The sequence below is a fragment of the Xanthobacter versatilis genome (assembly GCF_043193975.1).
In the GTDB taxonomy this organism is placed as follows: Bacteria; Pseudomonadota; Alphaproteobacteria; order Rhizobiales; family Xanthobacteraceae; genus Xanthobacter; species Xanthobacter autotrophicus_E.
Genome location: NZ_JBAFVB010000002.1, coordinates 726,230 through 739,008 on the forward strand (window position 1 = coordinate 726,230; position 12,779 = coordinate 739,008).

The following is a 12,779-nucleotide window of genomic DNA, read 5'->3' on the forward strand; positions in this document are numbered from 1 at the left end:
AGCGGCGGCCCCCTCAGGCCGTCGCACCTTCCTTCAGCAGCTTCCACGTGATGGAATCGATCAGCGCCTCGAACGAGGCGTCGATGATGTTGGGGGAGACGCCAACGGTGGTCCAGCGCTCGCCGGTCTCGTCGGCGCTCTCGATCAGCACGCGGGTGACCGCCTCGGTGCCGCCGTTCAGCACCCGCACCCGGTAGTCGGTGAGGTGCAGGCCGGAGATGAAGGGCTGGTACTTGCCGAGGTCCTTGCGCAGCGCCACGTCGAGGGCGTTGACCGGGCCGTTGCCCTCGGCGGCGGAGATCAGCACTTCCTCGCCCACCTTCACCTTCACGATGGCCTCGGCCACGGTGCTCATCTCGCCCTTGGAATTGAAGCGCCGCTCCACGTTCACGCTGAAGCGCTCCACGTCGAAGAAGTCGGGCACGCTGCCGAGGATGCGACGCGCCAAAAGGGCGAAGGAGGCGTCCGCCGCCTCATAGGCATAGCCCAGCGCCTCGCGGGTCTTCACCTCGTCCAGCAGCCGGGAGATGCGCGGGTCGGCCTTCTCCACCGGGACCCCGAGCCGCTCCAGCTCGGCCAGCACGTTGGACTTGCCGGCCTGATCGGACACCAGCAGCTTGCGCCGGTTGCCCACCGCCTCCGGGGGCACGTGCTCGTAGGTGGCCGGGTCCTTCAGGATGGCGGAGGCATGGATGCCGGCCTTGGTGGCAAACGCGCTCTCGCCCACATAGGGCGCGTGGCGATCCGGCGCCCGGTTCAGCATCTCATCCAGCGTCCGGGACACGTTGGCGATGTCGGCCAGCGCGGCGCGCGAGACGCCGATGTCGAAGTGCGCCGAATAGTCCGGCTTCAACAGCAGGGTCGGGATGATGGAGCACAGGTTCGCGTTGCCGCAGCGCTCGCCGAGGCCGTTGAGCGTGCCCTGGATCTGCCGCGCCCCGGCCCGCACCGCCGCCAGCGAATTGGCTACCGCCTGCTCGGTGTCGTTGTGGGCGTGGATGCCCACGTGGCCGCCCGGCACCACCTTCACCAGCTCCGAGACGATGGCCTCCACCTCATGGGGCAGGGTGCCGCCATTGGTGTCGCACAGCACCACCCAGCGGGCGCCGGCCTCATAGGCCGTGCGGGCGCAGGCGAGGGCGAAGTCCCTGTCTTCCTTGAAGCCGTCGAAGAAATGCTCGCAATCCACCAGCGCCTCGCGCCCCGCCGCCACCGCGGCCTGCACGCTCTCGCGAATGGAAGCGAGGTTCTCCTCCTTGGTGGTCTCCAGCGCCACCCGCACCTGATAGGCGGAGGCCTTGGCGACGAAGCAGATGGCATCCGCCTTGGCCCCGACCAGCGCGGCGATGCCGGGATCGTTGGCGGCGGAGCGGCCCGGCCGCTTGGTCATGCCGAAGGCGGTGACGCGCGCCTTGGCCGGATGCTCCTGCGAAAACAGCTGCGTATCCGTAGGGTTGGCGCCGGGATAACCGGCCTCCACATAGTCCACCCCGAGCTGGTCGAGGAGCGAGAGCACCCTCAGCTTGTCGGCGACGGTGAAATCCACCCCGTTGGTCTGCGCGCCGTCGCGCAGGGTGGTGTCGAAAAGGTAGAGGCGCTCACGCGCGCTGGACTGGGAAGTGGTCATCGCCCCGCCCCCTCGCCGAGCGTCTTGGCCATGGAGGTGTTGCCGAGCCATGTGTCGGCCAGCGGCACCATGTTGCGACGGTGGGCCTCAAAGCCGCGGTGCTGGAAGAAGCCGAGGGCGGTGTCGCTGGCGTCCACCGTCAGCTTGAGGGTGCCGCGGCCCTTGGCCAGCGTCTCCACCGCATCGCACAGGGCGCGGGCGACGCCGGTGCCGGCGGCGTCCGGCGCCACATAGAGCAGGTCGATGTGGGCATTGTCCTTCAGCGAGACGAAGCCCACCTGCGCGCCGTCGCGCAGGGCCACCAGGGTGAGCGCACCGGCAAGGCGGGCCGCGAAGGCGTCCTCGTCGTCGGCTGCCGCGCTCCAGGCTTCCTGCTGCTCTTCGTCGTAATCCTCGCCGGTCAGATCGGCGATGGAGGCACGGAACAGGGCCGCCAGAACCGGCGCATCGGCCGGCAGGTAAGGGCGCAGGGAGAGCTTGGCGGCGGTCATCGCGACACCTCCCAGCTCGTGGTTCCGTCCTTGTTGTCCATCAGCACCACACCCTGAGCGGCCAACTCCTCGCGGATCTGGTCGGCGCGCTTGAAATCCTTCGCCTTGCGGGCGGCGAGGCGATCGGCGATGAGGCCGGCGATCACGCCCTCGTCCAAAGCGATGGCCTCCTTCTGCCGGGCGCGCCACCCGGTTTCGGTATCGCCGAGCAGACCCAGCAGGTTGGCCGCGCCTTTGAAGCGGCGGCGCAGGGCGGACGAGGCCTCCTCGTGCTCGGCGACTTCCGCAAGATGGTGCAGGTGGGTGATGACGGACGGCGTGTTGAGGTCGTCGGCGAGCCGGTCGGCGATCTCGGTCTCGAACGGATTGCCCTCCCCGGTCTCGGCCTCCGCCTCGCCGATGATGCGATACCACTTGTCCAGGGTCTTGGCGGCGAAGCCCAGGCCCTGCCGGGTCCAGTTGATGGGCTGGCGGTAATGGGTGGAGAGCATGGCGAGGCGCAGCACCTCGCCCGGCCATTCGGCGAGCAGTTCGCGGATGGTGACGAAGTTGCCGAGGGACTTCGACATCTTCTCGCCTTCCAGCATCAGGAAGCCGTTGTGCATCCACATCTGCGCCATCACGCCGGTGTGGAAGGCGCAGCGCGACTGGGCGATCTCGTTCTCATGGTGCGGGAACACGAGGTCGATGCCGCCACCATGGATGTCGAAGGTCTCGCCCAGGTGGCGCCACGACATGGCCGAGCACTCGATATGCCAGCCGGGACGGCCGGGGGTGGCGATGCCGCAGGGCGAGGGCCAGCCGGGGATGCCGGCCTCGCTCGGCTTCCACAGCACGAAGTCCATGGGATCGCGCTTGTAGGGCGCCACGTCCACGCGGGCGCCGGCGACCATCTCGTCCAGCGGGCGGCGGGAAAGGCGGCCATAGTCCGGCATGGAGGGCACATGGAACAGCACATGCTCTTCCGCCACATAGGCATGGCCGGAGGCGACCAGGCTCTCGATGAGGGTGCGCATCTCGGCGATGTGCTCGGTGGCGCGCGGCTCCACCGTGGGCCGCAGGCAGTTCAGCGCCGCCGTATCCTCGCGGAACCAGCGGTAGGTCTCTTCGGTGAGATCCCGGATGGTGATGCCACGCTCGGCGGCGCGCGCGTTGATCTTGTCGTCCACGTCGGTGATGTTGCGGACGTATTTGACGTGGCCTTCGCCATAGAGGCGGCGCAGCAGGCGGAACAGCACGTCGAACACGATCACCGGCCGCGCATTGCCGATATGGGCGTGGTCGTAGACGGTGGGGCCGCAGACATACATGCGCACGTTGGCGGGATCGAGCGGACGCAACGTGTCCTTCGAGCGGGTCAAGGTATTGTAGAGCCTGAGCTCCATGGATCGTTCCCCCGAATAGCGCACGTGCGCCGTGCCGGTGCACCGGCCGGGGCGTCCAGATCCTTAAGTCTTAAGGGAGCAGCAAGGGACGGCCACGGCCAGCTTTTCGGCTAACCGCAAATAATCGCCGCAATGGCGCAGGTGATGGCAAACCGACCGTTCATGGCGCGGGACAATGGTTCGGGCCGGGGCGGCCGTCAAGAGCTTTCGCGTCGGTGTCGCGGAACAGCCATGCGCAGTCTCGGCACCAGCCCGCGCGCCCTTGCGCCGCCTTGGTTTTTCACCCGCGCGCCGGTGGGCGCTCCGCACTTCGTTATATGGCCACGCTTGACCATTCGGGGGCCGCCGGCCTATCCCCAGCCCCGCGAGAGCGCCCCGGCGGCGCATCGGCGGAGGCCTCTCCGCCCCTCCGCGCCTGGCCCCGAACGCGGGGCGAAGGGTCCGGAACACCGCCGCGGCGCTGATCAAAAAGGCCGTTTCCCGCTCATGCAAAGCATCCGAACGCTGGTCGTCGCAGCCGTGGCGACCCTGTCCCTGACCGCTTTGGCCGAGGCCGACACCCGCATCTTCATCATCGACAATTCCGATGGCTACGGCATCGACCGTTGCCTGGCCGCCGGCGCGCCGTGCGGCGAGCGTATGGCGGTCGCCTGGTGCCGCTCCCACGATTACAGCCGCGCGATCGATTTCGGCCGTGTCGCCGAAACCGCCTTCACCCCTGCGCGCTCCGCGCCGCCCGCCGCCTGCACCGGCCCGCTGTGCCCCGAGGCGGTGGCCATCACCTGCTCGCGCTGAGGCGCCAGACCGACGCCCGAGCCACCTTCAATGCCACGCCCGGGCGGGTCCGGGGCAGGCGTGGTCGAGGAGTTTCGCGCTCACTTCACGAAGTCCGCGCACTTGGGCACGTCGGCGCCCCCACCCCAAGGCATGATGGGCACGGTGGAGGTGGAATTCTTCGGGCTGCCGTCGATCAGCTTGTCCGAATAGACGAGGTAAACCAGCACGTTGCGCTTGGTGTCACAGCCACGCACGATCTGCATCTTCTTGAAGAAGAAGGAACGGCCCTCGCGGAACACCACGTCGCCCTGCTCGAACTTGCTCTTGAACGAGATGGGCCCCACCTGCCGGCACGCCAGCGAGATGTCGGACACCTCCTCCGCCACGCCCACCATGCCCTTCAGGCCGCCCTTCTCCGGCGTGGTGTAGTGGCAGGCGACGCCGTCCACCACCGGATCGTCGATGCCGTAGACCGCCAGCTTGTCGTCCGGGGTGAGGAACTTCCAGACGGTGGACTTCTTGAAGATGAGGTTCGGCTCCTGCGCCATCGCCGGCGCCGACAGGGCCGGCACCAGCAGCGCCGCGAGCACAATGGCGCCGGACCGGGCATGGTTCGCAAAGCGGCTTGCCCAGGTTGAACGGTTCACAACGGTCATGAAAGCTCCCGCGGATTGTCGCTCCTGATATGGGGAAAGTCCCGCTCAGGAAAAGGTGATCGGCGGCAGCAGCCCGATAAAAGCGCTCCCTGCGCTCTCGCGCCGGCTCGCGATTGACGCGGAGGCGCGGCCATGACACCCCTGTCGCCCCATTGATGCCAGCGGCCCGGTCTGCGACCGATGCAGAGGGGGTCGCGCCAGCGCCGCGCGGTCCGCATCGCGCGCAGACAAGACACCAATCGGCTGTCGCAATGGCAACGCCGACAAGAAAAGGCCCGAGGAGCACCATATGGACATCAAGCGCCGGCACTTCATTGGCGCCTCCGCCACCGCGCTCGCCACCGGCGCGCTCGCAGCTCCGGCCCTCGCCCAGAGCCAGCCCGAGGTGAAGTGGCGCCTGACCTCCTCCTTCCCCCGGTCGCTGGACACCATCTACGGCACCGCGCAGACCTTCGCGCGCTACGTGTCCGAGGCCACCGATGGGCGGTTCCAGATCCAGACCTTCCCGGCGGGAGAGCTGGTGCCCGGCCTGCAGGCGCTGGATGCGGTTTCCACCGGCTCGGTGGAATGCGCGCAGACCGCCACCTATTTCTACACTGGCAAGGACCCGGCGCTGGCCTTCGGCACCGGCGTGCCGTTCGGCTTCAACTCGCGCCAGCAGCATTCCTGGTGGTTCTTCGGCGGTGGCGCTGAGATCATCAACGGCGTGCTCGCCAAGTATAATGTCACCTCCATGCCCATGGGCAATTCGGGGTGCCAGATGGGCGGCTTCTTCCGCAAGGAGCTTACCGGCGTCGACGACCTGAAGGGCCTGAAGTTCCGCATCGGCGGCATCGGCGGCCAGGTGCTGGCGAAGCTCGGCGTGGTGCCGCAGCAGATCGTGCCGGGCGACGTCTATGCCGCCCTCGAGCGTGGCACCATCGACGCCGCCGAGTTCGTCGGCCCCTATGACGACGAGAAGCTCGGCCTCGTGAAGGTGGCGAAATATTACTACTACCCCGGCTGGTGGGAAGGCGGGGCCATGATGCACCTTGTCATCAACGACAAGCAGTGGAACGCCCTGCCGAAGCACTACCAGGCCATCGTCCGCAACGCCGCCGAAGCCGCCAACAACTGGATGCTGGCCAAGTACGACTTTGTGAACCCGCCGGCCCTCCGCCGCCTGGTGCAGCAGGGGGCGGAGCTGCGGCCCTTCCCGCCCTCCATCATGGAGGCGGGCCACAAGGCGGCGTTCGAGCTCTATAACGAGATCGCCGCCACCAACCCGGCCTTCAAACAGGCGCTGGAGTCCATGACCGCCGTCCGCGCCGACCAGCTGGTGTGGTGGCAGATCGCCGAATACGCCTACGACAGCTTCAACATCCGCAACCGCGGCAAGAGCTGAGATCCGGGGCAGGCGAGCGGCGCGAAGGCGCGGCCGGCACCTGACGGACCGTGATGAAGCCATAGTTTCGTCACCATTCCCGTTCGGTGTCGGGCTATAGAGGTGCGGTCGCAGATGGGCGGCAAAGCGAGAGTCGAGAAGGTGAGGATGGGGTCTGAGCGAGGCATGGGCGTCGGCGGAAATCTCCGCAATCTGGCCCGCAAGATCGTATTCGGGCTTCTCCTGGCCGGAGCGGCGGCAGGCAGCGCCTCGCAGGCGCTGGCCCAGGCCGGCAGCCCGGCCTGCACGCAGCTCGAATCCTCACTCATGTCCCTTGACCGGGGCGCCAACGGTGCCGCCGCCCAGCAGCAGCAGGCGGCGAAGCTGCGCTCCGACCTCGACCGACTCACCTCCCAGGCCCGCGGCATGGGCTGCGATGCCCCGCGCGGCTTCTTCATCTTCCAGGGGCCGCCGCGCCCGCCCCAGTGCGACCAGATCGACGACCAGGTGTCGCGCATCCGCTCCCAGCTCGCTGGCGTGGAGCGCGGCGGATCGGATCAGAGCGGCCAGCGCCGGGCCCTGATCCTCGCCCTCGCCCAGAACAATTGCGGCCCGCAATATACCGCCGCCGTGCAGGCAGCCCGGCGCCCGTCCGAGCCGCAGAAACCGCGCAACTTCTTCGAGGCCATTTTCGGCACGCCGCAGAGCGCGCAGGAAGAGGAAAGCGCGCCGGATCTCGCCACCATCCCGCTGGACCAGCCGAAGCAGTATTCGTCCCGCACCGTGTGCGTGCGCACCTGCGACGGCTATTTCTTCCCCATGGCGAACTCCACCAACTCCAGCCGCTACGCGCAGGACGACCAGCTGTGCAAGCGGCTGTGCCCGGGCTCGGACGCGCAACTCTTCACCTACAGCGGCGACATCAAGTCGGCGGTCAGCATTTCCGGCCAGTCCTACATGTCGCTGCCCAATGCGCTGCGCTATCGCAAGGAGCTGGTGTCGTCCTGCACCTGCAAGCCGGCCGGCCAGTCGTGGGCGCAGGCCCTCGCCGGGCTCGAGGACGAGACCACGTTGCGCAAGGGCGACATCCTCGTGACCGAGGAGCAGGCCCGCGAGATGTCGCAGCCGAAGTTCAACGATCCGGCGTCCAACGCCAAGGGCAAGAATGCCCAGCGCCAGCCCGTCGCCGATCCGGTGGCGGAGGCCGGCGGCCCCGTGGCGGCCACCGCCGCCGCCCCGCTCGCCCCGGCCTCGGAGCAGCCGGGCCAGCGCAAGGTGCGCATTATCCCCCTGCCCCGCTCGCAGAATGCCCAGAACCAGCAGAACACGCAGGGCGCGGGCCAAAGCGCCGGCCAGGGAACCGCGCAATAGGCGCTGCGGAGTAGGCGACATCTCCGATCGACGCTTGCAGCCTTCGAAGACGCATTCGCATCGTTATGGCCGGGCTTGACCCGGCCTTCCGCGCGGGGAGCCTTGCAGCAGCCTTGAGAGGTGTGTGCGAGCGGAACGGCGTGGATGCCCGGGACACGCCCAGGCATGACGGCCGGTGATTGCGAGTTTGCCTTGATGAGTTTCCAACCGGGACCCGAGCCGCTTCGCACCCTTCGCACTCGCCCCGCCAGGATGGTTGAGCCTGACCCGCTCCGGCCTACGCCACCCCGCCGCCCAGCCGGCCCGCCACCCGCTCACGGCCCATCAGCGGCAGCAAGGCGGCCAGCTCCGGCCCCTTCTCCAGCCCGGTCAGGGCGAGGCGTAGCGGGTGGAACAGAGCCTTGCCCGACCGCCCGCTCGCCGCTTTCACCGCCTTGATCCAGTTCGCGTAGGTCTGCCCGTCCCAGGGCTCCGGCGGCAGCAGGTCCGCCGCTTCGCCGAGGAAGGTACGATCGGACTCCGCCACGACGCCCGCCGCCGGCTGGGACACCAGAGCCCACCAATCCGCCGCCTCCGAAAACCGCGCGAGATTGCCCCGCACCGCCAGCCAGAAGGCCACGCCGCCGCCGATGCCCGCCGCCGCGAGGCGCGAAGCCGCAGCCTCGAAGGGCATCATGTGGAGGGTGCGGGCGGTGAGCAGGGCAAGATCGTCAGGATCGAACCGGGCCGGGGCGCGCGAGATGTGGGCGAGGTCCACCATGCCCGCCAGCGCCTCGAGGCTTTCCACCGCCTCCACCGCATGGGAGGTGCCCACGAGGACGGCCGCCGCCGCGACCGCCAGCGCCTCCTGCCCAGCCTCGCGCAGCGCCGAAAGGGAGAGGTGGCCGAGCCGCTTCGACAGCCCCTCGCCTGACGGCAGGGTGAGCAGATTATGGTGGGCGAAGCGCGGCGCCACCCCGCCCAGCGCCTCGAAAATCTCGATCTGGACCGCCGTGTTGGTCACATGGTCCTCGCCGCGCACCACGTCCGTGACGCCCATGGCGAGGTCATCCACCACCGACGGCAGCGTATAGAGGAAGCTGCCGTCAGCGCGCACCAGAACCGGATCGGACAGGCTCGCCGTGTCCACCTGCTGCGGCCCGCGCACACCATCGTCCCAGGCGACCACGCGATGGTCGAGGCGGAAGCGCCAGTGCGGGCGGCGGCCCTCGGCCTCCAGCCGGGCACGATCCGCCGCGGTGAGCGCCAGCGCCGCGCGGTCATAGACCGGCGGCAGGCTACGCGCCCGCTGCAGCCGGCGCTTCAGCTCCAGCTCGTCCTCGCTCTCATAGGCGGGATAGAGCCGCCCGGAGGCCTTCAGTTGCTCGGTTGCGGCCTCATACTCGCCGATGCGGTCCGACTGGCGGAAGGTGAGGTCGGGCGGGATGCCCAGCCACGCGAGGTCCGTCGCGATGGCGTCGGCATATTCGGCGCGGGAGCGGGCGGCGTCGGTATCGTCGAAGCGCAGGATGAAGGTGCCGCCGGCGCGCCGGGCGAGCAGCGCATTGATGAGGGCGGTGCGGGCATTGCCCACATGGATGAGACCCGTAGGCGACGGCGCGAAGCGCAGGACGGGGCGGGACGGAGTGGAGCGGGACGGAGTGGAGCGGGACATGGCAAGCCCATAGCCCGCCACGTTCCATCCGTCGATGGGGAGGAAGCCCCGGAAGAGGATCGGGCCTCGGCCCGCCCCTGAAAGAAAGAAGCCCGGCCGTAATGGCCGGGCTCCGTTGGTTCAGCAGCGCTGTAGTTCAGCGCGGCGGCGGGCAGTCAGGCCCACGGCAGTCAGGCCGTCCCTGTGGCCGCTGCGGCTGGCCCTGAGGCTGGGGCTGGCGTTGCGGCTGGCCCTGCTGCTGCGGCGGACGCTGCTGCTGGTACTGCTGCGGCGGACGCTCCTGACGCTGCTGTTGCGGCGGCCGCTGCTGGTACTGCTCCGGCGGACGCTGCTGGCGCTGCTGGATCTGCTGTTGCTGACGCTGCTGGATCTGCTCCTGCTGGCGCTGCTGCTGTTGCTGGCGCTGCTGGAACTGCTGCTGCTGACGCTGCTGGATCTGTTCCTGCTGGCGCTGTTGCTGCTGCTGGCGCTGCTGGATCTGTTCCTGCTGGCGCTGCTGCTGTTGCTGACGCTGCTGGATCTGCTGCTGCTGACGCTGCTGCAACTGCTCCTGCTGGATCTGCTGGCGCTGTTGCTGCTGCAACTGCTGGCGCTCCTGCGGCGACGGCGGGCGGTTCGGCAAACCGTTCGGCCCAGGACCGCCGGGACGGCCGGGCTGACCGGGAGGCGTGCCGGGCTGGCCCGAAGGCTGGCCGGGAACCACCGGACGGCCGGGACCACCGGGCTGGCCGGACTGACCGGGAGGTGTGCCGGGCTGAACCCCAGGCTGACCGGGGACACCGGGACGGCCGGGACCACCCGGACCACCTGGCTGACCGGGAGGCGTGCCGGGCTGAACCCCAGGCTGGCCGGGGACACCGGGACGGCCGGGACCACCCGGACCACCGGGCTGACCGGCAGGCGTGCCGGGCTGACCCCCAGGCTGGCCGGGAACGCCGGGACGGCCGGGACCACCGGGCTCACCCGGACGACCAGGACCACCCGGACCACCGGGCTGACCGGGAGGCGTGCCGGGCTGAACTCCAGGCTGGCCGGGGACACCGGGACGGCCGGGACCACCGGGCTCACCCGGACGACCAGGACCACCAGGACCACCAGGACCACCAGGACCACCCGGCTGACCGGGAGGCGTGCCGGGCTGAACCCCAGGCTGGCCGGGAACGCCGGGACGGCCGGGACCACCGGGCTCACCCGGACGACCAGGACCGCCCGGATAACCGGGACCACCAGGACCGCCAGGCTCACCAGGACGGCCAGGACCACCCGGATAGCCAGGACCACCGGGCTCACCTGGACGGCCGGGACCACCAGGATAACCAGGGCCACCCGGATAGCCGGGACCACCCGGTCCACCGGGACGGTTCCAGCCGGGAGGCGGCGGCGGAGCAACGGGCGGGGGCGGCTGCATGCCGGGAGGGGCGATATAGTTGTTACGCCACCAGCCGGGCTGGCGCGGCCCCGGAGGCGGGGCATACCAGCCGGGACGCGGCCGCGGCGCATAGCCTTCCCACCGGTAGCGGTCCGCATACCAGGGCTGGTTCACGTAGTAGGGCCGGCCCACATAATACTGGTTCCAGTATTGCGAAGCGGCAAACGCCACCACGGGCACGCCGATAGCAGCCACGCCCCAGTCGGGAAGCACCGCGGTGCGGCCCTGCTGCTCGTAGCCGAGATATTCGCTGTAAACCCAGCCGCGATAGTCCTGCCAGATGACGTCGCACCAGGATTCATCCTGGAGACAGCCCTCGACTTCGAGCGGCGAGCCTTCGGGAATGACGCCGAGGCTTGGGAATTCGGTGTCCGGACCCGTCCGGATATTCACGTTCGCAGTGGAGAAGGCCGGTGCCGCCTGGGCGGACACTATCCCTGCCATCGCCAGGCCAGCGACCCAGCCAGCCAGTCTGAGCACCCTCATGGATCACTCCCATTCGACTCGACAGAGAGTCGATGCACTTAGTTTATCTCCGCCCTCATGGCGTTTCATGTGCCAAGGCAGGGCCATTCCTAAGCGGCAGAAAGGCGCAATTGCGTCAGGAGATGGTAAACGGAACGATATCCCGCACGTTCTCGTCGATGCGGATCTCCCGGTCCAGCGGCGGGAAGGCCCGCAGGTCGCAGTCGCGGCGCGGGCAGATGCGGCAGGAGACACCCAGCTTGGCCACCGGCGCGGCCTTCAGGTCCAGCCCGTCCGCATAGACGGTGTCATGGGCGAACGCGACCTCGCAGCCGAGGCCGAAGGCATAGGCCCGCGAGGGCTGGCCGTGGCGCAGGGAGGGGCTGACCACGGCACGGGCGAGGCAGATGTAGCGCGCTCCGTCGGGCATCTCGCCCACCTGTACCAGCGTGCGCCCCGGCATCTCGAACGCCTCATGCACGTTCCAGGCAGCGCAGGCCCCGCCATGGCGGGCGAACTGGAAGCGCGTGGCCGAATGGCGCTTGGTGATGTTGCCGGCGCGATCCACCTTGGCGAAATAGAAGGGCACCCCCTTTGCCCCCGGCCGCTGCAGCGTGGACAGGCGATGGCACACCTGCTCCAGGCTGGCCCCGGTCTCCAGCACCAGGCGGTCGAGGTCGTGGCGCAGCCGCCGGGCGAGGTCATGAAACCGGCGATAGGGCAGCATCAGCGCGCCGGCGAAATAATTATGCAGGGCCAGCCGGCAGATCTCCGTGGCGGTCTGGCTGCGGAAGGCTCCGGAAGCGACCGTCGCCTCCACCAGCGCGCCGTGCTCCAGCTGGGCGATGGTGGCGGCGATGCGGAAGGCCCGCGTCGGCGTTGACAGCACACCCGACAGCACCAGGCGCCGCAAGCGTGGATCGAAGCGCGACAGCGGCGCGTCCGGGTCGGCCGGCCCCACCTCCACCTGCACATTGTGCCGGCGCGCGAGATGGGCGGCGAAGGCGGCGGCGGGATCCGCGCCTTCCAGGATGCCGAGGCTGGAGGCGGCAGCCTCCGCCGCGCGGTCGAGGGGATCCACGTAATTGTCGATATAGTGGAAGAAGTCGCGGACTTCCTCGTAGGGGATCAGCTTGGCCTCGTCCGCCCCCGGCGCCACGCCTGCGGTGAGCATGTCGTCGAGGGAGGCGCGCCACTCCGCCGTGCGCCGCAGCGCCACGTGCATGCGCAGGAAGGCATGGGCGAAGGCCGGGGAGAGGTTGGCCACCGCCTTCATGTCCTGAAGGCCGAGGTCGAGATCCTTGAACAGCGGGTCGGCTGCGGTCTCGCGCAGGTCGGCCACCAGCCGGTCGAGGTCCTCCGCGCCGAAGGAGGTGATGTCCACGGCGAAAGTGCGCGAGATGGCGATGAGGATCGAGGCGGTCAGCGGGCGCTGGTTGCTCTCGATCTGGTTGATGTAGGATGGCGAGACCGCGAGGCGCTGGGCCAGTTCGCTCTGCTTGAGCCCCAGCTTTTCCCTGAGCCGCCGCACCGCATGGCCGGCATAGATCTTCTGACGCAT

Annotated in this window: 10 protein-coding genes and 1 pseudogene; 3 read left to right on the forward strand and 8 right to left on the reverse strand. The window is 69.0% G+C overall.

Going from position 1 to position 12,779, the window contains the following annotated elements:
- Positions 1-13: 13 nt before the first annotated feature.
- The 3 genes from cimA to cysS are packed head-to-tail and all read right to left on the reverse strand — an operon-like array spanning position 14 to position 3,503.
- Positions 14-1,627, reverse strand: coding sequence for a citramalate synthase (gene cimA / locus V5F66_RS06965; protein ID WP_394093532.1), 1,614 nt, complete (start codon positions 1,625-1,627; stop codon positions 14-16).
- Positions 1,624-2,118 (reverse strand): GNAT family N-acetyltransferase, encoded by a 495-nt coding sequence (locus V5F66_RS06970; protein ID WP_012116686.1) that lies wholly within the window; start codon positions 2,116-2,118, stop codon positions 1,624-1,626. Before V5F66_RS06970 ends, cimA begins: the two co-directional genes overlap by 4 nt.
- Positions 2,115-3,503, reverse strand: a complete 1,389-nt coding sequence (gene cysS / locus V5F66_RS06975; RefSeq protein WP_012116687.1) for a cysteine--tRNA ligase — start codon at positions 3,501-3,503, stop codon at positions 2,115-2,117. Before cysS ends, V5F66_RS06970 begins: the two co-directional genes overlap by 4 nt.
- Before the next feature lie 486 nt (positions 3,504-3,989).
- On the opposite strand from cysS, the gene V5F66_RS06980 reads away from it, so the two are divergent.
- On the forward strand, positions 3,990-4,298 hold the full coding sequence (locus V5F66_RS06980) for a hypothetical protein (protein WP_394093533.1): 309 nt from the start codon (positions 3,990-3,992) through the stop codon (positions 4,296-4,298).
- Positions 4,299-4,378: 80 nt separating this feature from the next.
- Here V5F66_RS06980 and V5F66_RS06985 read toward each other — a convergent pair whose 3' ends face one another.
- Entirely contained in the window at positions 4,379-4,936 is a 558-nt protein-coding gene (locus V5F66_RS06985) for a CreA family protein (RefSeq protein ID WP_394000468.1), read from the reverse strand.
- 295 nt (positions 4,937-5,231) lie between these two features.
- On the opposite strand from V5F66_RS06985, the gene V5F66_RS06990 reads away from it, so the two are divergent.
- Positions 5,232-6,320, forward strand: a complete 1,089-nt coding sequence (locus V5F66_RS06990; RefSeq protein WP_041577818.1) for a TRAP transporter substrate-binding protein — start codon at positions 5,232-5,234, stop codon at positions 6,318-6,320.
- Positions 6,321-6,467: 147 nt separating this feature from the next.
- On the forward strand, positions 6,468-7,670 hold the full coding sequence (locus tag V5F66_RS06995; RefSeq protein WP_394005358.1) for a DUF2865 domain-containing protein: 1,203 nt from the start codon (positions 6,468-6,470) through the stop codon (positions 7,668-7,670).
- 277 nt (positions 7,671-7,947) lie between these two features.
- Here the strand turns inward: V5F66_RS06995 and V5F66_RS07000 are convergent, their stop codons facing one another.
- The 4 genes and pseudogenes from V5F66_RS07000 to V5F66_RS07015 form a co-directional block, all read right to left on the reverse strand.
- Positions 7,948-9,324, reverse strand: coding sequence for a glutamate--tRNA ligase (locus tag V5F66_RS07000; RefSeq protein WP_394093534.1), 1,377 nt, complete (start codon positions 9,322-9,324; stop codon positions 7,948-7,950).
- Positions 9,325-9,460: 136 nt separating this feature from the next.
- Positions 9,461-9,907 (reverse strand): hypothetical protein, encoded by a 447-nt coding sequence (locus V5F66_RS07005; protein ID WP_394000609.1) that lies wholly within the window; start codon positions 9,905-9,907, stop codon positions 9,461-9,463.
- Between the two features lie 1,098 nt (positions 9,908-11,005).
- Positions 11,006-11,239: pseudogene (locus V5F66_RS07010) on the reverse strand (SH3 domain-containing protein); the annotation flags it as partial.
- Between the two features lie 115 nt (positions 11,240-11,354).
- Positions 11,355-12,779 (reverse strand): helix-turn-helix domain-containing protein, encoded by a 1,425-nt coding sequence (locus V5F66_RS07015; protein WP_012116694.1) that lies wholly within the window; start codon positions 12,777-12,779, stop codon positions 11,355-11,357.